Consider the following 24216-nt stretch of genomic DNA (forward strand, 5'->3'; position numbering starts at 1 on the left):
GATGTGACCAGGGCAGCGGCGGCGAACGCCGCGACCTCGCGGGCAGGCGGCCAGGGCTCGGCCCCGGGTGTGCGCGGCAGCCCGCGGCGGATCGGCCGCGAGGCGAGGGCGGGTGACGCCCCGGCGGGCGACACGACCGCGCGCGACGCCTCGGGCGGGGCAGCGTCCACAGGCGAGGCGACGGCGGGTGCGGGGATGGCGGCGTCGGCACGCCCGCGGGACGCGGCATCCGGAGCAGTCGCTGCTCCGGCGGGCGCCTCTCCCCCGGGCGGCCACGGTTCGCCGCCGGGTCGACGCGGGAGCCCGCGGCGCACCGAACGCCCGTACGTCGCCATGCCCGGTCTACGCCTTCTTCGCTTCGAGCGCCGCGATGAGCTGGGGCACGACCAGGAACAGGTCTCCGACGACGCCGAAGTCCGCGATGTCGAAGATCGGGGCGTCCGCGTCCTTGTTGATCGCGATGATCGTCTTGGCCGTCTGCATGCCCGCCTTGTGCTGGATCGCGCCCGAGATGCCGAGCGCGACGTACAGCTGCGGCGACACCGACACCCCCGTCTGGCCGACCTGGTACGAGTACGGCACGTACCCCGCGTCGACCGCGGCGCGCGACGCGCCGACGGCTGCGCCGAGCGCGTCCGCGAGCTGCTCGACGAGTGCGAACTGCTCTTGGGAGCCGAGCCCGCGTCCGCCCGAGACGACCTTCGCGGCACCGCGCAGTTCGGGGCGCGACGAGGTGACGGCCGCCGCATCGACCGAGTCGACGGATGCCGCAGGCTTGCCGGATGCCGTCACGGCGACGTCCTGGACGACGAGCGGCTGCGCCTGCGCACGAGCGTCGATCGAGCCCTGCCGCACCGTGATGACGGGAGCGCCGAAGGTGACCGCGGAGTCGACGTTGTACGCCCCGCCGTACACGGAGTGGTGCGCGACGACGCCCTCGGCATCCCGTGAGACGCCCACGGCGTCGACCGCGAGGCCCGAGCGCGTGCGCGCGGCGAACCTGCCGGCGACCTCGCGACCCTCGACGGAGTGCGACACGAGGATCGCGTCGGGCTGCACGAGCACGGCGGCGGACTGCAGCGCGTCGACGGCAGGCACCGTCAGCCCCGCGCCGGGCGCGGCCACGAGCACGGCGGCGGCTCCGAGGCGTGCCGCCTCGGCGGGGAGGTCTGCCGAGTCGGTCACGATGAGAGCGACCGGCGTGCCGACGCCCGCGGCAGCGCCGAGCAGACCCGCCGAGCTCTTCGCGAGCTCGCCGTCCGGTGCGACGTCCAGCAGGACCAGGATCGAGTCCGCAGCGAAGTCAGTCATTGGCGGTCCCCTACGCGAGACGGTTCTGGATGAGGAAGTCCGCGAGCTGCTCGCCCGCATCGCCCTCGTCGACGATCTTGACGCCGGCGGCGCGCGGCGGCTTCTCCGAGAGCCCGATGACGATCGAGCGCGCGGCATCCGGGTCGTCCGCCTCCACGCCGAGATCGGCGAGCGACAGCGTCTCGAACGGCTTCTTCTTGGCCGCCATGATGCCCTTGAAGTTGGGGAAGCGGGCATCGGGCAGCGCCTCCGTGATCGAGACGACCGCGGGAAGCGGCGCCGAGACCCGGATCGACGCGCCGTCAGACCCACGGATGCCGGAGACGCCCGTCTCGGTGATCTCGACGGCGGAGAGAGCCGTCGCGGCGGGCACGTCGAGCAGCTCCGCGAGCATCGCGGGCAGCACGCCGCCCGAGCCGTCGGTGGAGAGGTTGCCGCCGATCACGAGATCGAACCCGATGCGCTTCAGCGCGGCCGCGAGCACCTCCGCCGTGAGCCCCAGGTCGGCGCCGAGCAGCGCCTCGTCGACGATGTGGACAGCGGATGCCGCGCCCATCGCGAGTCCCTTGCGCACCGTCGCGGCGGCCGACTCGGGACTCATCGAGAGCACGACGACCTCGGTTCCCGCGTTCTTGTCGGCGTAGCTCAGCGCGACCTCGAGCGCGCGCTCGCCGATCTCGTCGAGCACCGTCTCCGACGCCCCGCGATCCGCGAGCCCCGTCTCGAGGCTCAGCTTGCGGTCGCCGTAGGTGTCCGGGACCTCCTTGACCAGGACGACGATCTTCATGCTTCTCCGCTCCTTCGTCGGCTTCGAGTCTATTGAGGGGTCCGCGCCGCCGCAGTCGGGAGTGGGAAACCGACTACCGTGGTCAGCGACGGCGGGAGGTGCGTTGTGGCTCGTGTGAGACGACTCGCCATCGACCCGATCGCCGAGGCGAAGCGGCAGTGGAGTGCGCACGGGTGGACGGATGCCGCATCCGGCATGACCGTCGTCACCTCGATCATGCGCGCGCACCAGCTCATGCTCGCGCGCGTCGACGAGACGCTCCGCCCCTTCGGCCTGAGCTTCGCGCGCTACGAGCTGCTGACGCTGCTGAGCTTCACGCGCGAGGGGCGGATGCCGATGGCCTCGGCATCCGCTCGCCTGCAGGTGCATCCGACGAGCGTCACGAACACGGTCGACCGGCTCGAGGCGGCGGGGCTCGTGCGGCGCGAGCCGCATCCCGACGACGGCCGGGCGACGCTCGTCGTGCTGACGGAGGCGGGGCGAGACCTCGCGCAGCGCGCGACGGCGGCGCTCAACGCCTCCGTGTTCGAGGCGCCCGGGCTCACGGCGGACGACGCGGACGAGCTCGTCGCGATCATCGCGCGCCTGCGCCGGGATGCCGGCGACTTCGCCGATCCGCGGCCCGCGCCCGACCCGCTGTGACGCTCACCGGTTCGTGAACTCGGGCGGGCGCTTCTCGCGGAACGCGGCCATGCCCTCCTTCTGGTCGACAGTGTCGAACAGCGACGCGAAGACGTGGCGCTCGAGGCGCAGGCCCTCGGCGAGGCTCGTCTCGAGCGCGGCGTCGAGCGAGGCCTTGGCCGCGTACACGGAAGGGAGCGACTTCGACGCGATCGTCTCGGCCACCGTCGCGGCCTCTGCGCGCAGGTCGGCCGCGGGGACGACGCGCGAGACGAGTCCCGCGCGCTCCGCCTCCTCCGCACCCATCAGCCGGCCCGTCAGCACGAGCTCCGCGGCCTTGTAGTAGCCGACGGCGCGCACGAGCCGCTGCGTTCCGCCCATGCCCGGGATGACGCCGAGGTTGATCTCGGGCTGACCGAACGTGGCGGTGTCGGCCGCGAGGATGATGTCGCACATCATCGCCAGCTCGCACCCGCCGCCGAGCGCGTAGCCTGCGACAGCGGCGATGACGGGCGTGCGGACCGCCGCGAACCGCGCCCATCCGCCGAAGTGGTCGCCCATGACCATGTCCAGGCTCGACTTGCCTTCCATCTCTTTGATGTCGGCACCGGCCGCGAAGGCGCGCTCCGAGCCCGTCACCACGATCGCGCCGACCCCCTCGTCGGCGTCGAAGGACTCGGCCGCAGCGACGACGTCGCGCATCACCTGCGAGTTGAGCGCATTGAGCGCTTCGGGGCGGTTGATCGTGATCCAGCCGACGCGTGCGCGCGTCTCGACGAGGATCGTCTCGTAGTCGGTCATGGCTCCCATCGTGTCATCGTCTCGATCCCGCGAGTGGCTCAGGCGAGAAGCTCGCGGCCGATGATCACGCGCATGATCTCGTTCGTGCCCTCGAGGATCTGGTGCACGCGCAGATCCCGCACGACCTTCTCGATGCCGTACTCGTGCAGGTACCCGTAGCCGCCGTGCAGTTGCAGCGCCTCGTTCGCGACGCGGAACCCCGCGTCGGTCGCGAAGCGCTTCGCCATCGCGCACTGCATCGCGGCATCCGGGGCCTTCTCGTCGACGGCGCGCGCGGCATCCCGCACGAGCGCCCGCGCGGCCTGCAGCTCGGTCGCCATGTCGGCGAGCGCGAACACGACGGCCTGCTTCTGGGCGAGCGCGTCGCCGAACGCGAACCGTTCGTGGACGTAGCGGACGGCGCGGTCGAGCGCCCACTGCGCGCCGCCGAGCGAGCACGCAGCGATGTTGATGCGCCCGCCGTCGAGGGCGGACATCGCGATCTTGAAGCCCTGCCCGGGCTCACCGAGCATCGCGGACGCGGGGACCCGCACGCCGTCGAGGACGACCTGGCGCGTCGGCTGCGCGTTCCAGCCCATCTTCTTCTCGTGGGGACCGAACGACAGGCCCGGGGCGCCGTCGGCGACGAGGAACGCCGAGATGCCGCGCGCGCCGGGCTCGCCCGTGCGGGCCATGACGATGTAGACGGATGCCTCGCCCCCGCCCGAGATGAACTGCTTGACGCCCGTCAGCACGAACTCGTCCCCGTCGCGGGCCGCGCTCGTCGTGATCGCGGCGGCGTCGGAGCCCGCTCCGGGCTCGGTGAGGCAGTAGCTGCCGAGATCGCGCATCGACGTGAGCCGGGGGACCCACTCGCGGCGCTGCGCGTCCGTGCCGTACGTGTCGATCATCCACGCGACCATCGTGTGGATCGTGATGTACGCCGCGATCGCGGGGTCGGCCTTCGCGAGCTCTTCGACGATCCGCACGGAGTCCTCGCGGCTCAGCCCCGAACCGCCGACGTCCTCGCGGAGGTAGAGCCCGCCCAGGCCCAGCTCTCCCGCCTTCTCGAGCACGTCTCGCGGGAAGTGCCTGCGCTCGTCCCAGTCCAGCGCGTGCGGGGCGATCTCGCTCTCGGCGAAGTCGCGCACGGCGTCGATCATGGCGGCGCGCTCTTCAGGACTCAGCGCGGGGATCGGGGTGGCGGTCATGCTCATGGGTTCACGTCCTCGTGGGGCATCCTGGGTCGTCGTGCCGGGTGAGACACGACGGCAGTTTACATGGACGTCCTAGTATCTGGACGGACGTTCACGCATTCAGCACGCGTCCTCAGCCGCGTGACGCCGTCGGGACGAGGATGGGAGATCTCGACCAGGACGTCATGATGCTCATCGACGCATGAGGCGAACCGACAGCGGAGCGATCGCTACAAGCGCTCGATGATCGTGGCGTTCGCCATGCCGCCGCCTTCGCACATCGTCTGCAGGCCGTAGCGACCGCCGGTCGCCTCGAGGTAGGCGAGCATCGTGCCGAGCAGGCGCGTGCCCGACGATCCCAGCGCATGGCCGAGCGCGATCGCGCCGCCCCACGGGTTGAGCTTGGCAGGGTCGGCTCCGACCTCTGCCGCCCACGCGAGCGGCACGGGCGCGAACGCCTCATTGACCTCGTACGCGTCGAGGTCGTCGATCGTGAGGCCGCTGCGCTCGAGGATGCGGCGGGTCGCGGGGATCGGTCCCGTCAGCATGAGGAGCGGGTCGTCACCGACGACGGCGAACGAGTGGAACCGCGCGCGGGGCGTGAGCCCCAGCTCGCGCGCCTTCTCCTCGCTCATGATGAGGACGGCGGATGCGGCATCCGTCAGCGGCGACGAATTGCCGGGGGTGATCTTCCACTCGATCTCGGGGAAGCGCGCGGCGTAGGCGTCGGTGCGGAAGGACGGGTTGAGGCCCGCGAGCCCCTCTGCCGTTGTGGTGGCGCGGATCGTCTCGTCGGTCGTCACTGTTCCTGCGTCGGTCTCGACGGGGAGCACCTGCGAGGCGAAGCGGCCGCGGGCCGAGGCATCCGCCGCCCGCCAGTGCGACTCGGCTGAGAACGCGTCGAGATCCTCGCGCGTGAAGCCCCACTTCTGCGCGATGAGCTCGGCCGACACGCCCTGGTTGACGAGTCCTTCGGGGTAGCGCGCCCGCAGGAGCGGCGAGTCCGGAGACCCAGCGACGGATGCCGAGACCCCCAGCGGCACGCGGCTCATCGACTCGACGCCGCCCGCGATGAGGACGTCGTACGCACCGGCGATGATGCCCTGCGCCGCGAAGTGCGCCGCCTGCTGGCTCGAGCCGCACTGCCGGTCGATCGTCGTGGCCGGGATGGACTCGTCGAAACCGGCCGCGAGCACGGCCTGGCGCGCGATGTTCGAGCTCTGCTCCCCCACCTGGCTCACGCATCCGAGCAGCACGTCGTCGAGCTGCGTCGACTCGAGCCCGTTGCGCTCGAGGACGCTGCGCAGCACGTAGGCTGCGAGATCGACGGGATGGATGCCGCTCAAGGCCCCTCCCGGCTTGCCCCTGCCGGACGGAGTACGGACGGCGTCGACGATGACGGCGGTGCGGGTCACGGCATCCCTTCTCGCTTCACGAACCTCGGACGATGCGACGAACTGCGGACGATTCGGGCGGGAGCCTGCGGACTTCGCGCGATCCTCCGAGCCGTGCGATCAGACCGCGGCCTCCTCGGGGCGCTCGAGGATCTCGAGCGTCGCCGTGTCGGCGGTGTAGCCCTCGATGTGCCGCTCGTCGTGCCCGTCGTACAGCGACAGCGGGCGGATGAGGGCGTTCGAGGCCATCTGCTCCATGATGTGCGCCGTCCAGCCGACGACCCGCGCCGCGACGAAGAGCGGCGTGAAGGTCAGCGTGTCGAACCCGATGAGGTTGTATGCGGGACCCGACGGGTAGTCGAGGTTCGGGTAGATGCCCTTGCGGGCCACGAACTCGGACTCGAGCGTGCCGTAGAGGTCGGCGATGTCGGGACGGTCGTAGAACTCGACGAGGCTGTCGAGAGCGGCCTTCATGGTCGGCACGCGCGAGTCGCCGCGCTTGTAGACGCGGTGGCCGAAGCCCATGATCTTGCGCTTCTCGGCGAGCGCCTGGTCGAGCCACGGGACGACGTTCGAGGCATCCCCGATCTCGCCGAAGATGTGCATGACGGCCTCGTTCGCGCCGCCGTGCAGGGGACCCTTGAGTGCGCCGATCGCACCGACGACGGCCGAGTACAGGTCGCTCAGCGTCGACGTGATGACGCGAGCCGTGAACGTCGAGGCGTTGAAGGAGTGCTCGGCATACAGGATGAGCGATCGGTTGAACGCGTCTACGACGACCGGATCGGGCTCCTCGCCGAACGTCATCCACAGGAAGTTGGCGGCGTAGTCGAGGTCTTCGCGCCACTCGATCGGCTCGAGGCCGTGCCGGCGGCGCTGACCGTACGCGACGATCGCGGGGAGCGCCGCATACAGGTGCAGGCTGCGGGCGCGGTTCTCGTCGACCGTGCCTGTCGCGTCGAGCACGTTGTCGATGCCGGCCAGGTCGAGCGCCCCGATGACGCTCACGGCCGTGCGCACTTCGTCCATGGGGTGCGAGTCGAGCGGCAGCGCGTCGATCGCAGCCTTGACCTCGGGCGCGAGCGCGCGCCACGGCCGGCCGTCCTCGCGCTGCGCCTCGAGCTGCGCGGCGGTCGGCAGCTCGCCGTTCCACAGCAGGTACGCGACGGCGTCGGCGGGCTGCGTCGCTGCGAGCTCCTGCACGGGGTAGCCGCGGTACAGCAGCGAGTTCGTCTCGGGGTTGACCTTGCTGATGGCGGTGACGTCGACGACGACGCCGGCGAGGCCCTTCTTGATGTCGGGGTCTGTCATGTTCCGGCTCCTGTTCGTTGGGGTACCGGGCTCCGGGATGTCCTCTCCAAGGCGAGAGCGGGGACCCCTGCCCCGATCGCCTTGGAGAGGGCATCCCTGCGCCCTCGCGTTGCTCGTGCACCGGCTCCGCTGCGTCGCGTCGCCGGCGTTGGTCTTGTGGAGTTGTGGGAGGAGGAGCGGATGCCTGCGGCATCCGCCTGTGCCTATCTGGCGATCTCGAAGTTGAAGACGCCCTGGTCGAAGTGGTTGTAGTCCTCGTAGTCCAGCAGGTCGTAAAGATCGGCGCGATGCTGCATCTCGCCGAGCTTCGAGGTCAAGTGCCCCTCTTCGTTCAGCGTATCGAGCGCACGGGATGCCGCGCCCATCGCCATCCGCAGGAGAGAGACGGGCCAGATCACGATATTGACGCCGACGCCGCGCAGCTGGTCGACCGAGAAGAGCTCGCTCTTGCCGAACTCCGTCATGTTGGCGAGGATCGGCACGTCGACGGCGGCCCGCACGGCGGCGAACTCCTCGAGCGTGCGCATCGCCTCGGGGAAGATCGCGTCGGCCCCGGCGTCCACGAGCGCCTTCGCGCGGTCGATCGCGGCATCCAGCCCTTCGACCGCCCGGATGTCGGTGCGCGCCATGATGAGGAAGTTCGGGTCGCGCCGCGCATCCGCGGCGGCGCGGATGCGCTTGACCGCCGTGTTCTGGTCGACGACCGCCTTGCCGTCGAGGTGACCGCAGCGCTTGGGATTGACCTGGTCCTCGATGTGCGTGCCGGCGAGGCCGGCGTCTTCGAGGGTCTGGATCGTGCGCGCGACGTTCATCGGCTCGCCGAATCCTGTGTCGGCGTCGATGATGGCCGGGAGGTCGGTCATGCGCGCGATCTGCTGTCCGCGACCCGCGACCTCCGTGAGGGTCGTCAGGCCGATGTCGGGAAGGCCCAGGTCGGCGGAGAGCACGGCTCCCGAGATGTAGACGCCCTCGAACCCCTTGCGCTCGATGAGGCGCGCGCTCAGGGGGTTGAACGCGCCGGGGAACCGGAGCAGCTCGCCCGAAGCGAGGCGCTCGCGGAGCAGGCGTCGCTTCTCGGCGGCCGGGATGTGGCTGTAGAGCATCAGTCGAGGTCCTCCCTTGTCGCAGAACTCCACGGAATCGGGCCGAGTCGGCTCGGTGCGAGCCCTGCAACAGGCTGCCCGGCGCGGATCCGTGGAGTTCTGCAGATGGTCATGTCAGAACAGGCCCTTCGGTGCGGGGGAGGTCGCCAGAACGCCCGGCTTCGCGACGATCGAGAGCTGCTGCACCTCTTCCGGCGTGAGCTCGGGCAGACGCTGCGCGAGGTCGAGGAACCGATCGATCTCCTCGGGGGCCAGCACGGGCTCGGCGAGGATGCGGAATTTGCGGATGTAGTCCTCGCGGGCGAACGGGCGCGCGCCGAGGGGATGGGCGTCGGCGACGGCGATCTCGTCCTCGATGACCGAGCCGTCGGTCAGCCGGATCTCGACGCGGCCTCCGAACGCCTTCTCGTTCGGATCCTCCGAGTGGTAGCGGCGCGTCCACTCGGCATCCTCCGCCGTCGTCACCTTGTGCCAGAGCGCGACCGTGTCGTCGCGCGACGCGCGCTCGGGCAGGTACGAGTCGACGTGGTGCCACGCGCCGTCCTGCAGGGCGACCGTGAAGATGTACGGGATCGAGTGGTCGAGCGTCTCGCGGGATGCCGTCGGGTCGTACTTCTGCGGGTCGTTCGCGCCCGAGCCGATGACGTAGTGCGTGTGGTGGCTCGTGTGCAGCACGATCGACTCGACGTCAGCGGGGTCGAAGGATGCCTCATTGTGGAGCTTGCGGGCGAGGTCGATCCAGGCCTGCGCCTGGTACTCGGCCGAATGCTCCTTCGTGTAGGAGTCGAGGATGCCGCGCTTGGGCTCGCCCGCCGCGGGAAGCGGCACGTCGTATGCGGCATCCGGTCCGTCGAGGAGCCAGGCGACGACGCCGTCCTCGCCCTCGTAGATCGGCGAGGGCGAGGTCTCGCCGCGCATCGCGCGGTCGACGGCCTCGACCGCCATCTTGCCCGCGAAGGCCGGAGCGTGCGCCTTCCACGTCGAGATCTCGCCCTTGCGCGACTGGCGGGTCGCGGTCGTCGTGTGCAGGGCCTGGCCGACGGCCTGGTGGATCGTCTCGACCGGGAGCCCCAGGAGGGTGCCGATGCCGGCGGCGGCCGAAGGGCCGAGGTGGGCGACGTGGTCGATCTTGTGCTTGTGCAGTGAGATCGCCCGCACGAGGTCGATCTGGATCTCGTACCCCGTCGCGATCCCCCGCACGAGCGCGGCGCCGTCGGCGCCGACGTGCTGCGCGACCGCGAGGATCGGCGGGATGTTGTCGCCGGGGTGCGAGTACTCGGCGGCGAGGAACGTGTCGTGGTAGTCCAGCTCGCGCACGGCGACGCCGTTGGCCCATGCCGCCCATTCCGGCGACGTGCGGCGCTCGAGGAGGCATCCGAAGATCGTCGACCCCGAGCCGCTGACCGACACGGCGTGGTCGAGGGCCTGCTGGCGCGCAGCGCTGACCGGCGCGCGGGTGAGGGATGCCGCCGCCACCGCCGCGTTGTCGATGACGCGGTTGACGATCATGTCGACGACGTCCGCGTCGACCTCGACGGGGTCGGCCGCGACTTCGGCGATGTGCCACGCGAGCTGGCCTTCGCGGGCGAGGTTCTCGTCGCTGCGATGCACGCGCAGGTGGTGGAGGACGGTCATGGGGTTCCCTTCAGGAGCGTGACCCGTCGACGAGCGCGGGCACGGCGACGGTGGTCGCCGGCGCCGGGCCCATCGAGGGGTCGACGGATTCGAGGATGCTGGACAAGGCGCTGTGCAGGTGCACATGGGTCGCGTGGGCGGCGAGCTCGGCATCCCGCTCGGCGATCGCGCCGGCGATGAGGCGGTGCTCCGAGACGGATGCCGCGAGCCGGCCCGGATTGTCGCGCGCGAGCCTGCGCACCCGCACGAGGTGCGTGCGCACGGCCCGCAGCGCCGACGTGAGGTAGTCGTTCGCGACGGCGGCGTCGAGCGCCGCGTCGAAGCGGGCGATGAGGGCGTAGTACGCGTCGCGGCCGGCGTCGCCGTCGACCTCGGCGCGGGCGAACTCCTCCGCGAGGACGGCGAAGGATGCCGCATCCCCCCGCTCGGCGGCGAGGCGCGCTGCGGTCTCTTCGAGGGCGCGGCGCACTTCGAACAGCTCGCGGATGTCTCCCGCGTCGATGTCGGTCACGACCGTGACACGCGGCGAGGCCTGTGCGACGAGCCCGTCGGCGGCGAGGCGCCCGAGGGCTTCGCGCAGCGGTGTGCGGCTCACGCCGAGGCGAGCGGCCTGCTCTACCTCGCCGAGCACGGCGCCGGGCGGGAGCGCGCCGGACTGGATCTCGTCGAGGAGGGTGCGGTACGCGCGGTCGCTTGCTCGCATGCCGTGCTCCTTCCTCGGTGCCGCACCCATTGTATACACAAATGCACGATTCGCAACCTTCGGTGGCCAATTCGACCAGCTCGGTATACATGGGCGGTCCTGGCGAGGAGTCACTCCACACCCGTCGATGACGGCCCGAGGCCCCGTCGATAGGATGCGCGAATGGCGACTCCACGGTCAGGGACCGCGACGGCACCGCGATCGGAGGCGCGCAGAAGCACCACCGCACAAGCCGTCGCGACGGGACTGGCCGGCGCTGTCGCGTTCGCCGCGGGGACGACGATCGCCTACGCGAGCACCTACGGCCTCTCCGGCAGCGTCCTGCTCGCGGCCGTCTCGAGCGCTGCACTGCTCGTCTGGCTCGCCGGGGTCTCGGTGCTCGGCGTGCTCGTCAGGCGCGGCCGCGACGTCGTGTTCGCCGCGGCGACCGTCCTGTTCGCGCCCGCGGCGACGGTCGTGGAGTCGCTGCTGCGCACGGGAGGGGCGGATCTGCTCGCGTATCCGTACCTGCTCGTCGTGCTCGCCTGGCAGTCGCTCGGGCTCGTCGGCGCGGCGCTCGTCGGAGCGATCGTTGGCGTGCTGGTCCGACGACACCGCGAGGCGTCCGGGGCCGCGCCTTCGGCACGGGCGCGCGAGGCAGACACAGGGTCCGGCAACGAGGCGGTCCCGGGCCCAGGCGACGAGGCTGCCGCGGGCTCAGGCGACGAGGCGGCCCCGGGTCCAGGCGACGAGGCGGTCCCGGGTCCAGGCGACGAGGCGGCCGCAGACTTCGCCCTCCGTGCGACGCGCGAGCCGCGCGATGTGCCGGCATCGCCGGGCGCCGCCGGACCTGAGCGACGTCGCGCGACGATCCTCTCCGGCGTCTGCATCGCGCTGCTCGTGATCGGCGGCGCGCTGGCCTTCGTGCTTCCGACGCAGTGGCTCGGCGTGTACTTCCGCATCTGGGGCGAGGCGGCCGTGGCGACTCCCGCGCAGGGCACGCGGTACCTATGGACCGCCGGGCTCTCGCTCGCCGTGCTCCTCGCCGCTCTCGTCGTCGCGATCGTCCGCCGCGGCCGAGGGCTCATCGTCCTGACCTCGCTCGCGCTCGGTTGTGCGCTGATCGGCGCCTTCGTCTTCGAGGTGCCACAGGGCCGCTTCTGGCCCGACCCCGACCCGGTCACGTACGACGACGACTTCCCCGTCTGCTACGGCACGACAGGGGACTGCCCGGGAGGCTGACGTGGCGCTCCTGACCCGTGCCACAGAGCGAGATGCCGGCGATCTGCGGGACCTCCTGAGCCCGACGCCCAGGCGTCCCAACCCGCCTCAGGACTCCTCGGCCTCTGTCACGCCTTCGTACAGGCCGATCTCGTTGCCATCGGGATCGACGATGACCGCCCACCAGCTCGTCGGGCTGATCGGCTGCTTCTCGAGCGCGACCCGTGCGCCGGCCTCGACGGCGGTCGCGATCGTGTCGTCGATCGAGTCGACCTCGACATACGACCGCGGCTGTGTGAAGCCCTCGCTGCGAGGAGCGAGCCCGCCGCCGCTGATCTTGTTGGGGGCCTGCCACATGGGGTATCCCTCGTAGCCGGGCACCTCCGCGATCTGCCAGCCGAAGAGCGTGGAGTAGAACTGCGCCCCCTTCACGAGGTCGCTCACCGGGATGTCGATGTGAGTGATGTCGCCGTGTGCCATGTCACGTCCTCTCGTCGGTTCTGCGCGGCCAGTCTCGTCGCCCCCTCCGACATCGACAAGGGGCTCGACGGCATCCCTCACGGCTCCGTCCCCGCACACGCGCCGGCGCGGCACACCGCCCACGGAGGAGTGTGCCGCGCCGGCGGTCGACGGGTTCAGCGCTTCGCGGGCGCATCCTCGGCGGAGGTCCCGGACTGCGCGGCGCGCACGGCCTCGAGCTCGGCATCCAGGTCGCCCTGGAGGTCGTCGTCGGCGCTGTCGTCGGCGAACGGAAGCCCCTGGCGCGGCGCGTTGTAGAGCTCCTCGTCGAGGATGCCCTCGCGCTTGGCGACGATCGTGGGGACGAGCGCCTGACCGGCGACGTTGACCGCCGTGCGGCCCATGTCGAGGATCGGATCGATCGCGAGCAGGAGCCCCACGCCCTCGAGCGGCAGGCCCAGCGTCGACAGCGTGAGCGTGAGCATGACGGTCGCGCCCGTCGTTCCGGCGGTCGCGGCCGAGCCGAGCACCGACACGACGGCGATGAGCACGTAGTGCAGCGGCGTGAGCGGCACGTTGAAGAACTGCGCGACGAAGATCGCGGCGATCGCCGGGTAGATCGCGGCGCAGCCGTCCATCTTGGTCGTCGAGCCGAACGGCACGGCGAACGACGCGTATGCGCGCGGCACGCCGAGGTTGCGTTCGGTGATCCGCTCGGTGACCGGGAGCGTGCCGATGGACGAGCGGCTCACGAACGCGAGCTGGATGGCGGGCCACGCGCCCGAGAAGAACTGCCTGATCGAGAGCCCGTGCGACTTCAGCAGGATCGGATACACGACGAACAGCACGAGGACGAGCCCGATGTAGATCGCGAGCGCGAACCACGCGAGGTTGGCGAGCTTGCCCCACCCGTAGTTGACGACGGCGCTGCCGATGAGGCCGAGCGTGCCGATCGGGGCGATGCGGATGATCCACCACAGCACACGCTGGATGACCTTGAGGAGCGACTCCGTGAAGGCGAGGAACGGCTCTGCGCGCTTGCCGACGCGCAGGGCCGCGAGTCCGACGGCGAACGCGACGACGATGACTTGCAGGACGTTGAACCCGACCGACGACGCGACGGCGCCGGTGTCGGCGTCGAGCGAGCTCGAGATCGAGAGGCCGAGGAAGTTCTGCGGGATGAGCCCGACGAGGAAGTTCCACGACGTGCCGACCGTGTGCGGCTCGCTCGCCTCGAGGCCGTCGCCCGCGCGGGCTCCGGGCTGGATGACCAGGCCCAGCACGATGCCGATCGTGACGGCGATGAGCGCCGTGATGGCGAACCACAGCAGCGTCTGGCCCGCCAGACGCGCGGCGTTGCGGACGCGGCGCAGGTTCGAGATGCTCGCGACGATCGCCGTGAAGATGAGGGGAACGACGGCGGCCTTCAGCAGCGTCACGTAGGACGTGCCGATGACGCCGAGCGTCGCGGCGAGCCCGTTGGGACCGCCTGCCGCGTCGGGACCGATGGTGACCGCGACGAGGCCGAGGACGACGCCCAGGACGAGGGCGGCGAGGATCTGGAAGCCGAAGCCGCCGAACAGGCGCGCGACGGGACCGCGGGATGCCGCGACCGCGGTGCGATGCGCGGCCGGCGCAGGGGTGGTGCTCATGGTTCTCCGTTTCATGGCCGCGACGTGCGAGTGCGGCAGACCTCCCGATGTTAGGGATTCGACAGCTCGTCGCCGCGATCGGGCCGCGTTGCATGTCGGAATGTGACGAGCGGAGTCCGTCCGGCCCGGCCACGATTCGCCGACTTCACGAGTTTGTGAAGTGTGTGTACCGTTGCGGTCATGACCACCGTCATCCGCACGAGCGGCCTCGTGAAGCACTACGGCCGCACCCACGCCCTCGACGGCCTCGATCTCGAGGTCTCGCAGGGGCAGGTCCACGGCTTCCTCGGGCCCAACGGCGCGGGCAAGTCGACGACGATCCGCATCCTCCTGGGCCTCGCCCGCGCGACGGGCGGCACCGCCGAGGTCTTCGGCCTCCGTCCCTGGCGCGACGCCGTCGCGATCCATCGCCGCGTCTCGTACATCCCGGGCGACGTGAGCGTGTGGCCCAACCTCTCGGGCGGCGAGTCGATCGACCTGCTCGCGCGCCTGCGCGGCGCCGCGCGCCGCGACCGCGTGTACACCGCCGAGCGGGAGCGCCTCCTGGAGGCGTTCCAGTTCGACCCGCGCAAGAAGGGCCGGGCGTACTCGAAGGGCAACCGCCAGAAGGTCGCACTCATCGCCGCCTTCGCCGTTCCCGCCGACCTCTACATCTTCGACGAGCCCACGAGCGGGCTCGATCCCCTCATGGAGGTCATGTTCCGCCGCGAGGTCGCCCGCGTGAAGGCCGCCGGCGCGACGGTGCTGCTGTCGAGCCACATCCTCTCCGAGGTCGAGCGACTGTGCGATCGCATCTCGATCATCCGCGCCGGCAGGATCGTCGAGGCAGGCACGCTCGCCGACCTCCGTCACCTCACCCGCACGGAGGTCTCGTTCGAGGGGACGGATGCCGCTGCCGCCGCCGCGATCGCAGGCGCCCACGACGTGCTGGTCGACGACGGACGCGTGAGCTTCACCGTCGACAGCGACCAGGTCTCCGGCGCCCTCCCCGAGCTCGCGCGTCTCCGGGTCGCAGGCCTGCGCGTCAACCCGCCCTCGCTCGAGGAGCTCTTCCTGCGCCACTACGGCGACGACCTCGCCGCGTTCGAGGGCAACGGGCGATGAGTCGGCTGGGCGCCCTCCTCGTGCAGCGGCTGCGCCGCGACTGGCTGCAGCTGACGCTGTGGATCGCCGGGACCGTCGCGCTCGCCCTCTCGGGCTTCGCCGGTGTCGCCGAGGCGTACGGCACGGAGCAGGACCGCCTCGGCATCCTCGCGGCCGTCATGGCCAATCCCGTCATCCTCCTGTTCCGCGGTCTCCCATCGGGGCCGGACCGCTCGGCGTTCGTCGTCTTCCTCCTGTTCCCGTTCCTCGCGATGATGGCGGCGTTCATGAGCGCGTTCCTCGCCGTTCGCCACACGCGCGGCGACGAGGAGGCCGGTCGCCTCGAGCTCATCGACGCGACCCCCGCGGGGCGCTGGATGCCGACCGTCGCGACTCTCGTGCACGGGGTGCTCGCGAACGCCGTGCTCGGCATCCTGGTCGCCCTGTCGTTGCTCGCAGGCGGCGCGGAGACGGAGGGCTCGCTGCTCGTGGGATTCGCCGCCGCTGCCACGGGGCTCGTCTTCCTGGGGCTCGGGATGCTGTCGGCGCAGCTCATGCGCACGTCCCGGGCCGCGAACTCGCTCACGGTATGGATCCTGCTCTCGACCTTCGTCCTGGCCGGGGTCGGCAACGCGCTCGGCACTCCGAGCGACGATCTCACGCACATGGAGAGCTCGTGGCTGGCATGGACCTCGCCGTTCGGCTGGGCGGAGAACACGCGAGCGTACGACGAGAACCTGTGGTGGCCGGCCCTCCTGTGCATCGGCGCCTTCCTCGTGCTGACCGCCGGGGCGTTCGCGCTGCAGGCCGGACGCGACCAGGGTGCAGGCATCGTCGCGGAGCGCCGCGGCCGCGCGAACGCGCGCGCAGGACTCGCCTCGACGACCGCGCTCGTGTCACGCCTCTCGGCGCCCTCGACGATCGGCTGGATCGTCGGGGCTCTCGTCGCGGGCGCCCTGTCGACGGCGCTCGGCTCGGTCGTCGACCAGATCGGCGGCGAGAACCCCGCGATCGCCGACGTGCTGACGTCGCTCGCAGCCGGGAGTGATCTGCAGCAGTCGGTCATCGTCGTGTTCTTCATGATGATCGGCCTGCTCGCGGCATGCGCCGCCGTGCAGACGGTCGCCCGGGCGCGACAGGAGGAGACGCACGGCACCGCGGAGCCCGTGCTCGCGACGCCGACCGCGCGCGTCCGCTGGCTCGCGGACTTCCTCATCGCCGGCGTCGTCGCCGTCGCCCTGACCTGCGCGGGCGGGGTCGCGGGCGCCGCGCTCGGGGCCATCGGCTCCGATGCCGCATCCGAGCTCATCCGCTCCGCCGCGGTCGCGGCCGCCGGGCAGGTCGTCGCCGCGAGCGTGTTCCTCGTGCTGACGGCGCTTGTGTTCACCGTCGCACCGCGCCTCACGATCCCCCTGGGCTGGACGCTCCTCGTCGTCGCGATCGTGATCGGGCTCTTCGGCCCGCTCCTCGGGCTGTCCGACGAGGTGACGCAGACCCTCTCGCCCTTCGCCGTGACGCCTCAGCTCGACGGCGACACGATCGACCTGCGCGGGCTGCCGTGGCTCCTCCTCGCGGTCGTCGCCGGGGGCGCGGCATCCCTCGGTCTCATGCGGCGGCGCGAGCTCGCCGCCGCCGGATAGCGTGGAGCCCGGAGGAGCCATGGCCGACAGCGACACGCCCGACCACCCCGGCATCGTGCCGGCCGAGCAGGCCGCGGCGATGATGACGGCCGCCGGGATGCCGCGAATGCCGGCGCGCGTCATGATGGCGCTCGTCGGCTCTCCCGACGGCGGATACAGCGCGGCCGAGCTCGGTGATCGGCTCGGCGTCTCGCCGGCGGCCGTGTCGGGGGCGGTGCGCTACCTGCAGTCGCTGCGCATCATCCACCGGCTCTCGCGGCCCAGCGACCGCATCGCCCGGTACGACCTCATGGAGGACGGCTGGCGCTCCATGGTCACGGCGAACGCGCCCATGTACGCGCGCCTCGGGGACTACCTCGACGCGATCGCGGACGAGAACACGGATGCCGCGGCCTCCGTCGCGCGCGCGAGGGACATGGCCGGATTCCTGCGGTTCCTCGCCGAGCGGATGCCGGAGCTCGTCGACGAGTGGGAGTCCCGGCGCGGCTCCTGACCAGCCGAGGGGTCACGTCGCAGCGAGATGCTCCGCAAGAGCGTCGAGCGCGGGGCGCTGGCCCTTCACGAGCTTCTCGCGGGCGGCGTCGAGGCCCATCCACTCGACGCGGTCGACCTCGGGGAACGCCACCCGCTTCCCCGAGCGCGGCGGCCACTCGAGCTCGAACGTGCCGAATCCGGCGATCGGCGGAACGAACCCGGCGCCGTCGGCCGCGAAGACCGTGACGCGCTTGCCCGACGAGTACGCCCACGTCCCGAGTTCGGCGAGCGGGCCACGCGGCGGATCGACGCCGAGCTCCTCGCGGAACTCGCGGGTCGCCGCATCCGCCGCCGCCTCCGTGCCGGGGTCGTACTCGCCCTTCGGGATCGACCACGCGGCGGCATCCTTCGCTGCCCAGAACGGCCCGCCCATGTGGGCGATCAGGACCTCGGGCTCGCCCGATGCGAGCCGGTAGAGCAGGATGCCGGCGCTGTGGATCATTCGTCGATCCGCGCGAGTCCGGGGAGCTGCCTGGCCGTCACACGCACGCAGGCTCCATTGCTCGGGCATGGATCGGAGCGGCGACGACGTCGCGCTCGGCCCGGCGAAGGATTGGTGAGAAGCACGTTCATCTCGGGAGCGGATCGACGGATCCGTGGGCAGGGTCGGCGTGCAGCTTGAAGAGGCGGCGATCCTCGGCTCTCGCGGCAAGGATATGGTGACGCATCGTGGCTTCGGCCAGCGCGGGGTCGCGGTCGAGCAATGCCTGGACGATCATGCCGTGTTCAGCATGCCCCTGGAGCAGCCGGGAGCTCGAGTAGCTGGCCTGGGCCCGGTACAGGACGGGAAAGGCGACGATGCTCGCAACGGTCGACACGAGCCGGGTACTGCCGGAGAGCGCGAGGACGAGCTTGTGGAAGACAAGAGTCAGTCGAGCGGACTCCATCGTGGTCTCCGGTCCTTGCGACCGCACGGCATGCTCCATGCTCTTGTAGAGCTGCACGAGCTCCTCGAGCTCCTGGTCGCTCGCCTGGCTCGCCGCCAGACGCGCCCCGTACGGCTCGAGCAGCGCGCGGATCCCATAGATCTCATCGAGGTCGCGCTCAGTCCAGGACGAGACCTGCGCCCCTCGATTGGTGTCGATGACGACGAGCCCCTCTGCACCGAGTCGACGCAGCGCCTCGCGCACGGGCGTGCGACTGACCCCGAGGTCGGCCGCGATCCGCTCCTCGCGCAGGGGGCTTCCCCCGCTCAGGTCACCCGCGAGGATCGCGCCTCGAAGGTGTTCATACGTGCGATCCGCGACGGAGTGTCCCATCGGCAGCGGCTCCTCACCCGGCGTCAGCCGGCCCGTCTTGCTGGAAGGTGGATGTTCGTCTCGCCCGGCTCATGGCGACGTCACACCGGGGTCGTCACTCGCGGCTCCACCTGGAGCGGGAAGTGGCATGCTACGCGGTGCTCGTCGTCGGCTGCCGCTCCCACGAGCGGGGGACGAGCGGTCCGGCACTCCTCTCTGCCGTTGCCGATGGCGCAACGAGGTTCAAAAGGACACCCGGGGAGCACGTCGCCTGCACCCGGCGGGGTGCCCGGGATGAAGGAGATCCGTGGAGTGGCGATCGTGGGAACGCTGTCGATGAGAGCAGCGGTATAAGGATGCCGGGGCTCGCTCAGGACCTCGGAGGCCGGGCCGTACTCCACGATCCTGCCGTGGTACATCACGGCGACGTCGTCGCTGACGTCACGAATGACCTCGAGATCGTGCGAGACGTGGATGACTGACATTCCGAGCTCCTCGCGCATGCGCTCGAGCACGGCGAGCGTCTGCGTGCGCACCGTCACATCGAGTGCCGTGGTCGGCTCATCGGCGATGAGCAGACGCGGCCGCCCTACGAGCGCCATCGCGATCGCGACACGCTGACGCATCCCGCCGGAGAACTCCTGAGGGTACTGCCTCATCCGCGCGGCCGCATCGGAGATGCCCACGCGACGCATGGCCTCTATCGCGTGCGTGCGCGCCTCGGGTCGCGTGAGATCCGAGCGGTGACGTCGAACGACCTCCAGGATCTGGGCGCCGACCGTACGCACGGGGTTGAGTGAGGCAAGCGCATCCTGATAGACGAGGGCCATCGTCGTCCCGCGGAGCCGATCGACGTCCTGGCGGCTCGACGCGACGATGTCGGTGTCGACGACACGGATGCTTCCCGTCGTCATGGCGTTCGAGGGAAGAAGACCGAGGATCGCCAGGGCGAGAGTCGACTTGCCCGAGCCGGACTCGCCGACGACTCCGAGCGATCGCCCCTGCGGAAGGCTGATGCTCACCCCGTTCAGAGCCGGCAGCGGTCCCGAGCGTCCCGGATAGACGACCGTCAGATCGCGCACCTCGACGACTGTCTCAGCGTCCACCTTCCACCTCCAGCGGAACATTGCACCACGCGTCGTGACCGTCGCCCACCTCGACGTGCCGGACCGCGTCGGCGCACTCCGGCACGGCGTACGCGCACCTGTTGCGGAAGACGCAGCCGTGCTGGCGCTCCGCGTGCGGCAGTGCCTCTCTGCCCAGCCCCTCGCGGACGTCGTCGGGCATCGTGCGCCTTCCCTCCGATGTCGCAGACGCCAGCAGAGACGCGGTGTAGGGGTGAAGCGGCCGGTCGAACAGATCGGACGTGGGCGCGCGCTCCACCGTCTGCCCGAGGTACATGACGATGGTCCTGTCGGAAACTGCGCGGACGACGCCGAGATCGTGAGCGATGATCAGGATGCCGACCTGCGTCTCGCGCCGGATCGTCTGGAGCAGCTGCAGGATCTGACCCTGGATCGACACGTCGAGAGACGCGACAGGCTCGTCGAGCACGAGCAGAGACGGGCTCACCGAGAGCGCACGCGCAATGCCCACTCGCTGACGCTGGCCACCCGACAGCTCGCGCGGTCGACGGCTCGCGAACCGCGTCCCGAGATCGACGAGGTCGAGCACCTCTTTCACCCGCTGGGAGGACTTGCGGCGCGTCCAGCCCTGGATCGTGAGGGGCTCCCGCACGATCTCCTCGATCGTCATGGTGGGATCGATCGAGCTGTAGGGGTTCTGGAAGACCATCTGCACTCTGCTCGAGAGGTGCCGCCGGCCCCGCGCGCTCGCCGACAGCTCACGCACGTCCTGACCCTGCACCTCGACGCGGCCCGAGGTCGGGGCCGTCAGCCCGACGATGAGCTTCGCGAGCGTGGACTTTCCGGATCCGGACTCCCCGACCAGAGCCACGCACTCCCCCTGCTCGATTCGCAGATCCGCGCCCACGACGGCCACGACGTCGTGACTGCGACTCGAGTACACCTTGCGTACATTGTCGACGACGAGCATCAGTTCACTCCAGTGCCGCACGTGCGGCGGTTCCCAGGCGCGAGCCGACAGAAGCGAGGCTTGCGCACGTCACGACGAGCACGAGGCCTGCCAGCAGCACGGGCCAGCTGTTCGTCAGCAGATAGTCCTTCTCGCTGGCGATGACCACTCCCAGCGAGATGTCGGGCGGCTGAAGCCCGAACCCCAGGAAGCTGAGCGTCGCCTCCCCGAGCATCACATTGGGCAACTGCACCATGGCCACCGCGATCCAGAGGTCGGAGGTGTTGGGCCACACGTGGCGTCGGATGGTCGCAGGCACGCTCGCTCCGTACAGGCGCGCCGCCTGCATGAACTCCTCGTCCCGCAGTGTCAGCACGCGAGCCCGGATGACCCGGGCATAGTTCACCCAGCTCGCAAGCGCGAGGACGAACACGAAGTTGCCGAAGTTCGTGCCCAACGCGGTGAGCAGGGCGATCGCGAGGATCGTCGCGGGAAAGGCGAAGAACACATCCATGATGCGGCTCAGGACGTTGTCGACCCACCCTCCCACGTAGGCGCTGAAGGCGCCCGCGAGCCAGCCGAAGAGACCACCCGTGAGCACGACGAGGACCGAGACCAGAATCGAGGTGCGAAGCCCGATCGCCGTGACGTAGAGCAGATCACGCCCCAGATGATCCGTGCCGAGCGGCCATTCGATCGAGGGCGGCTCGAATCGGTGCTGCGGTGCGACCGCCATCGCGTCGGGCGGCGCGAAGAGCGGCACGATGAAGGCGAACGCCAGCATGACGATCATGACGGCGTGCGCCGCACCCCAGCGCCGTGGGCGCTTACAGCGGCGCTTCGACCCCGCGCCCGTGGGCTGCAGCTCGTCGGCGGCGTCCAGCGGTGCTGTCTCGTCTTGGCTGCTCGACTCCACGATCGTTCCTTCTGCCGTTCCCGAGGACATCGCTACTCCCCCGCGATCCGCGCGAGATGCACGCGAGGATCGACAGCCGCGTAGACGACGTCGAGGACGATGTTGATGATCAGCACGGTGAGCGTCGCCGTGAAGAGAGTCGCGCTGACGAGCGCGAGATCGTACTTGCGCATCGCGTCGAGATACAGTCGCCCGAGACCGGGCCACGCGAAGACCGACTCGATGACGACGACACCGCCGATCGCCATGCGAGACAGCTCGAGACCTCCAACCGAGATGATCGGCACGAGCCCGGCTCGGATGATGTGGCTGAACACGAGAGTGCGTCGGGAGAGCCCCTTGCTCGTGGCGACGAGCACGTATGGTTCCGACGCGACCGATCGGATGCTCTCCCGCACGATGGCCGTGACTCGTCCTATGGGAGGTATCGCGAGGGCGAGAGCCGGCAGCACCACGTACGGCAGCCCGCCGTAACCGCTCGTCGGGAACCAGCCCAGGGTGACCGCGAAGACGAGCACCAGGATCAGGCCGGTCCAGAAGTCGGGCGTCGAAGCGAGCACAGACGACAGCGAGTGGATCGCCCGATCGAGCGGCCGCCCCACTCGCAGTCCGGCGATGACTCCGAGCGTCACGGCGACGGTCGCCGTGATGATGAACGCCACGAGAGCGAGCCACAGCGACCGTGGGAGCGCATCGAGCACGACGTTCATCGCTGGCTCTCCGCGCGTCGTCGATACGCCGAAGTCGAGGCGGAGAGCCCCCTGGAGGTAGCGGACAAGCCGCTCCAGCAGGGGGTCCGCCAGCCCCGTGGCAACTCGGTACTCCTCGACCTCTGCTTCCGTGGCGTTGACGGGCAGGGTCCGACGCGCCGGGTCGCCGATCACCTGGAAGATGAAGAACACAGCGAACATCACCACGACCAGGGTGACCAAGGCCGACCCGATGCGCCTGACGATGAACAACGTCACGAAGCTACCCTCTCGCTGACTGGCGACGCGGTCCTAGGACGATCTGGAGTACTCGGCCCAGTTGATCTTGCCAGGGTTGCCGTACACGACCCCCTGGATGCCTTCGGCCACGGCGATCACGATCCTCGGATTCGTGAGGAACACGAGCGGAGCCTCGTCACGCGCGTACTGCATGAGGTCGCGATAGGCCGCGGCCTGCTCGTCGGCATCCGTCATGGCGAGCGCCTTGTCGGCTTCCTCCATGAACACGGGATCGCACCACTGCCCGCGTTCCGGGCCGCAGTTGAGGTAGTTCTGGATGTACGGCGTGGCAGTGAGCGTGTCGCTGCCGGCCAGCAGGTGAAGCAGGTTCGGCGCCGGCAGACCGTTCTTCCTCGCGAGCAGGAAGTCGTTGATCATGCTCTCGTACGGCGCGATGGTGAAGTTGACGTCGATGCCGACGTCGTTCCACATCGTGACGAGGGTCTGGCACGTGTCGGTGCCCGTGACGCCGTACTGGTCGCCGCACACGAGATCGAGCGTCAGATCGGCCGCTCCCGCTTCTTCGAGCAGACGCTTGGCTTCCTCGGGGTCGTAGGGATAGTCCTCGACATCTGGATTGAACCCATGCGACTCCTTGAAGGTGCCCTGGCCGTGCGCCGGCTCGGCGAAGCCCTGGCGAACGTCGTTGATGAGCACGTCCTTGTCGACCGCGTAGTTGAGCGCCTGACGGACCCGCACATCATCGAGCGGAGGCGTCAATGTGTCGATTCGAACGAACTCCACCTCGGTCGCGGGCGCCGAGAGCGTCGCGGGTGCCTGGGTCAGCAGATCGGGCGACAGGTCGAGAGCGACCTGAATCTCTCCGGCCTGCAGCGCGGCGAACCTCGCTCCAGTGTCGGGGATGACGCGCATCTGCACCGTGCTGAAGTACGGCGTGATGTCCCGCCAATATCCGTCGCGGACCTCGAGGGTCGCCTGATCCTTGGCGGCCGACAGATCCTTCAGCACGTACGGCCCCGTGCCGATCGCCGTCGTCGCAGCACCGGCCGCGGTGTCGCCGGTTCCCCAGCCATCCGGCTGCACCGCGATCTCGGCGGCAGCACGGAATGCGAAGAAGTCCGGCGTCTTCGTGATGATGTCGACGGTGTCGTCGTCGACGACCTCGGCGCTCGCGAGATTGTTCAGGATGCTCGCGCGGGAACTGGCGGGGTCCGCGATCTTGTTGACGCTGAACGCGACGTCGCGTGCCGTCAGCTTCTGACCGTCCGAGAACGTGACGTCGGTGCGGAGCTCGAACCGCCACTTCGTCGGCTCGATCTGCTCCCAGCTCGTGGCCAGAAGCGGCTCCCAGTCGTAGTTGCCGTCGGAATCCGCCTTCAGCTCGGTGAGCCCCTCCAGCACGCTTCCGAACAGAAGCTGGCGGGATGTCACCTCGAGACTCGCCGCGATATCGAGGGTTCCCAGAGCCGACGATGCGGCCCAGATCAGTGTCTCCTGGTCGTCCGGTTCATCGGCTGGTGCGCTGCAGGCCACGGCGACGAGGCCGGTCGCGACCACTCCCGCCAACGCGGCGAGCAGTCGTGCTCTCTTGAGTACCATTCCTTCTTCTCCACTTCATTGTCAGGAGGATCCTTGGCTGTTTCTGGAGGCCCGCCAAGTGGCCGCGATC

At 70.0% G+C, this 24216-nt stretch carries 23 protein-coding genes; 5 read left to right on the plus strand and 18 right to left on the minus strand.

The window, feature by feature from the left end:
- Positions 1-342 precede the first annotated feature (342 nt).
- Complete coding sequence (locus tag FHS08_RS04605) at positions 343-1311, minus strand: electron transfer flavoprotein subunit alpha/FixB family protein (protein ID WP_167035922.1); 969 nt, start codon at positions 1309-1311, stop codon at positions 343-345.
- A 10-nt stretch (positions 1312-1321) separates the two neighbouring features.
- Positions 1322-2098 carry an electron transfer flavoprotein subunit beta/FixA family protein gene (locus tag FHS08_RS04610; RefSeq protein WP_167035924.1) on the minus strand — a complete coding sequence of 259 codons (777 nt, stop codon included), beginning with the start codon at positions 2096-2098 and terminating at the stop codon, positions 1322-1324.
- Positions 2099-2203: 105 nt separating this feature from the next.
- Here FHS08_RS04610 and FHS08_RS04615 point away from each other — a divergent pair, with 105 nt between their 5' ends.
- The gene (locus FHS08_RS04615) at positions 2204-2740 is read left to right on the plus strand and encodes a MarR family winged helix-turn-helix transcriptional regulator (protein ID WP_341800304.1); all 537 of its coding nucleotides are present in this window, start codon (positions 2204-2206) and stop codon (positions 2738-2740) included.
- A gap of 3 nt (positions 2741-2743) precedes the next feature.
- On the opposite strand, the gene FHS08_RS04620 is transcribed toward FHS08_RS04615, so the two are convergent.
- From FHS08_RS04620 to FHS08_RS04650, 7 genes are all read right to left on the minus strand, one after another.
- The gene (locus FHS08_RS04620) at positions 2744-3520 is read right to left on the minus strand and encodes an enoyl-CoA hydratase (protein WP_167035927.1); all 777 of its coding nucleotides are present in this window, start codon (positions 3518-3520) and stop codon (positions 2744-2746) included.
- A 38-nt stretch (positions 3521-3558) separates the two neighbouring features.
- Positions 3559-4710 (minus strand): acyl-CoA dehydrogenase family protein, encoded by a 1152-nt coding sequence (locus FHS08_RS04625; protein WP_167039614.1) that lies wholly within the window; start codon positions 4708-4710, stop codon positions 3559-3561.
- A 215-nt stretch (positions 4711-4925) separates the two neighbouring features.
- Positions 4926-6110 (minus strand): acetyl-CoA C-acyltransferase, encoded by a 1185-nt coding sequence (locus FHS08_RS04630; RefSeq protein ID WP_167035930.1) that lies wholly within the window; start codon positions 6108-6110, stop codon positions 4926-4928.
- Between the two features lie 99 nt (positions 6111-6209).
- Positions 6210-7400: a bifunctional 2-methylcitrate synthase/citrate synthase gene (locus FHS08_RS04635; RefSeq protein WP_167035933.1), complete on the minus strand. Its 1191-nt coding sequence runs from the start codon at positions 7398-7400 to the stop codon at positions 6210-6212.
- 203 nt (positions 7401-7603) lie between these two features.
- A complete protein-coding gene (prpB, locus tag FHS08_RS04640) occupies positions 7604-8503 on the minus strand; it encodes a methylisocitrate lyase (protein ID WP_167035937.1) in 900 nt (299 codons plus the stop codon).
- A gap of 114 nt (positions 8504-8617) precedes the next feature.
- Positions 8618-10138 carry an MmgE/PrpD family protein gene (locus FHS08_RS04645; RefSeq protein ID WP_167035940.1) on the minus strand — a complete coding sequence of 507 codons (1521 nt, stop codon included), beginning with the start codon at positions 10136-10138 and terminating at the stop codon, positions 8618-8620.
- A gap of 10 nt (positions 10139-10148) precedes the next feature.
- Positions 10149-10841 carry a GntR family transcriptional regulator gene (locus FHS08_RS04650; protein ID WP_170283261.1) on the minus strand — a complete coding sequence of 231 codons (693 nt, stop codon included), beginning with the start codon at positions 10839-10841 and terminating at the stop codon, positions 10149-10151.
- A 162-nt stretch (positions 10842-11003) separates the two neighbouring features.
- Here FHS08_RS04650 and FHS08_RS04655 point away from each other — a divergent pair, with 162 nt between their 5' ends.
- On the plus strand, positions 11004-12062 hold the full coding sequence (locus tag FHS08_RS04655) for a serine/threonine-protein kinase (RefSeq protein ID WP_167035946.1): 1059 nt from the start codon (positions 11004-11006) through the stop codon (positions 12060-12062).
- 87 nt (positions 12063-12149) lie between these two features.
- Here the strand turns inward: FHS08_RS04655 and FHS08_RS04660 are convergent, their stop codons facing one another.
- Complete coding sequence (locus FHS08_RS04660) at positions 12150-12521, minus strand: VOC family protein (protein WP_167035949.1); 372 nt, start codon at positions 12519-12521, stop codon at positions 12150-12152.
- A 155-nt stretch (positions 12522-12676) separates the two neighbouring features.
- Positions 12677-14152 (minus strand): dicarboxylate/amino acid:cation symporter, encoded by a 1476-nt coding sequence (locus FHS08_RS04665; protein ID WP_167035952.1) that lies wholly within the window; start codon positions 14150-14152, stop codon positions 12677-12679.
- Positions 14153-14332: 180 nt separating this feature from the next.
- On the opposite strand from FHS08_RS04665, the gene FHS08_RS04670 reads away from it, so the two are divergent.
- Genes FHS08_RS04670 through FHS08_RS04680 form a run of 3 tightly spaced genes read left to right on the plus strand, consistent with a single transcriptional unit; the run spans position 14333 to position 17368 of the window.
- A complete protein-coding gene (locus FHS08_RS04670) occupies positions 14333-15256 on the plus strand; it encodes an ABC transporter ATP-binding protein (RefSeq protein ID WP_167035955.1) in 924 nt (307 codons plus the stop codon).
- Positions 15253-16875: an ABC transporter permease gene (locus tag FHS08_RS04675; RefSeq protein WP_167035958.1), complete on the plus strand. Its 1623-nt coding sequence runs from the start codon at positions 15253-15255 to the stop codon at positions 16873-16875. Before FHS08_RS04670 ends, FHS08_RS04675 begins: the two co-directional genes overlap by 4 nt.
- A gap of 19 nt (positions 16876-16894) precedes the next feature.
- On the plus strand, positions 16895-17368 hold the full coding sequence (locus tag FHS08_RS04680) for a GbsR/MarR family transcriptional regulator (RefSeq protein ID WP_167035961.1): 474 nt from the start codon (positions 16895-16897) through the stop codon (positions 17366-17368).
- Positions 17369-17380: 12 nt separating this feature from the next.
- Here FHS08_RS04680 and FHS08_RS04685 read toward each other — a convergent pair whose 3' ends face one another.
- From FHS08_RS04685 to FHS08_RS04715, 7 genes are all read right to left on the minus strand, one after another.
- Entirely contained in the window at positions 17381-17851 is a 471-nt protein-coding gene (locus FHS08_RS04685; protein ID WP_167035964.1) for an NUDIX hydrolase, read from the minus strand.
- A 127-nt stretch (positions 17852-17978) separates the two neighbouring features.
- Positions 17979-18668 (minus strand): GntR family transcriptional regulator, encoded by a 690-nt coding sequence (locus tag FHS08_RS04690; RefSeq protein WP_167035967.1) that lies wholly within the window; start codon positions 18666-18668, stop codon positions 17979-17981.
- Between the two features lie 80 nt (positions 18669-18748).
- Positions 18749-19753: an oligopeptide/dipeptide ABC transporter ATP-binding protein gene (locus FHS08_RS04695; RefSeq protein WP_167035970.1), complete on the minus strand. Its 1005-nt coding sequence runs from the start codon at positions 19751-19753 to the stop codon at positions 18749-18751.
- Entirely contained in the window at positions 19743-20702 is a 960-nt protein-coding gene (locus FHS08_RS04700; RefSeq protein WP_167035973.1) for an ABC transporter ATP-binding protein, read from the minus strand. The genes FHS08_RS04695 and FHS08_RS04700 overlap by 11 nt, the downstream gene beginning before the upstream one ends.
- Positions 20703-20706: 4 nt before the next feature.
- Positions 20707-21597: an ABC transporter permease subunit gene (locus FHS08_RS16785; protein WP_167035976.1), complete on the minus strand. Its 891-nt coding sequence runs from the start codon at positions 21595-21597 to the stop codon at positions 20707-20709.
- 32 nt (positions 21598-21629) lie between these two features.
- Positions 21630-22565 (minus strand): ABC transporter permease subunit, encoded by a 936-nt coding sequence (locus FHS08_RS04710; protein WP_167035979.1) that lies wholly within the window; start codon positions 22563-22565, stop codon positions 21630-21632.
- A 33-nt stretch (positions 22566-22598) separates the two neighbouring features.
- Entirely contained in the window at positions 22599-24146 is a 1548-nt protein-coding gene (locus tag FHS08_RS04715) for an ABC transporter substrate-binding protein (protein WP_167035982.1), read from the minus strand.
- Positions 24147-24216: the final 70 nt, after the last annotated feature.

Source organism: Microbacterium ulmi (genome assembly GCF_011759705.1).
Lineage (GTDB): Bacteria > Actinomycetota > Actinomycetes > Actinomycetales > Microbacteriaceae > Microbacterium > Microbacterium ulmi.

What these genes read in the sequence shown, in the direction of transcription:
- FHS08_RS04620 (WP_167035927.1), bottom strand. Translation starts at nt 3,520, where the DNA reads ATGACCGACTACGAGACGATCCTCGTCGAGACGCGCGCACGCGTCGGC.
- FHS08_RS04665 (WP_167035952.1), bottom strand. Translation starts at nt 14,152, where the DNA reads ATGAGCACCACCCCTGCGCCGGCCGCGCATCGCACCGCGGTCGCGGCA.
- FHS08_RS04625 (WP_167039614.1), bottom strand. Translation starts at nt 4,710, where the DNA reads ATGACCGCCACCCCGATCCCCGCGCTGAGTCCTGAAGAGCGCGCCGCC.
- FHS08_RS04645 (WP_167035940.1), bottom strand. Translation starts at nt 10,138, where the DNA reads ATGACCGTCCTCCACCACCTGCGCGTGCATCGCAGCGACGAGAACCTC.
- FHS08_RS04690 (WP_167035967.1), bottom strand. Translation starts at nt 18,668, where the DNA reads ATGGGACACTCCGTCGCGGATCGCACGTATGAACACCTTCGAGGCGCG.
- FHS08_RS04610 (WP_167035924.1), bottom strand. Translation starts at nt 2,098, where the DNA reads ATGAAGATCGTCGTCCTGGTCAAGGAGGTCCCGGACACCTACGGCGAC.
- FHS08_RS04700 (WP_167035973.1), bottom strand. Translation starts at nt 20,702, where the DNA reads ATGCTCGTCGTCGACAATGTACGCAAGGTGTACTCGAGTCGCAGTCAC.
- FHS08_RS04715 (WP_167035982.1), bottom strand. Translation starts at nt 24,146, where the DNA reads ATGGTACTCAAGAGAGCACGACTGCTCGCCGCGTTGGCGGGAGTGGTC.
- FHS08_RS04680 (WP_167035961.1), top strand. Translation starts at nt 16,895, where the DNA reads ATGGCCGACAGCGACACGCCCGACCACCCCGGCATCGTGCCGGCCGAG.
- FHS08_RS04605 (WP_167035922.1), bottom strand. Translation starts at nt 1,311, where the DNA reads ATGACTGACTTCGCTGCGGACTCGATCCTGGTCCTGCTGGACGTCGCA.
- prpB (WP_167035937.1), bottom strand. Translation starts at nt 8,503, where the DNA reads ATGCTCTACAGCCACATCCCGGCCGCCGAGAAGCGACGCCTGCTCCGC.
- FHS08_RS04685 (WP_167035964.1), bottom strand. Translation starts at nt 17,851, where the DNA reads ATGATCCACAGCGCCGGCATCCTGCTCTACCGGCTCGCATCGGGCGAG.
- FHS08_RS04650 (WP_170283261.1), bottom strand. Translation starts at nt 10,841, where the DNA reads ATGCGAGCAAGCGACCGCGCGTACCGCACCCTCCTCGACGAGATCCAG.
- FHS08_RS04660 (WP_167035949.1), bottom strand. Translation starts at nt 12,521, where the DNA reads ATGGCACACGGCGACATCACTCACATCGACATCCCGGTGAGCGACCTC.
- FHS08_RS04635 (WP_167035933.1), bottom strand. Translation starts at nt 7,400, where the DNA reads ATGACAGACCCCGACATCAAGAAGGGCCTCGCCGGCGTCGTCGTCGAC.
- FHS08_RS04655 (WP_167035946.1), top strand. Translation starts at nt 11,004, where the DNA reads ATGGCGACTCCACGGTCAGGGACCGCGACGGCACCGCGATCGGAGGCG.
- FHS08_RS04675 (WP_167035958.1), top strand. Translation starts at nt 15,253, where the DNA reads ATGAGTCGGCTGGGCGCCCTCCTCGTGCAGCGGCTGCGCCGCGACTGG.
- FHS08_RS04670 (WP_167035955.1), top strand. Translation starts at nt 14,333, where the DNA reads ATGACCACCGTCATCCGCACGAGCGGCCTCGTGAAGCACTACGGCCGC.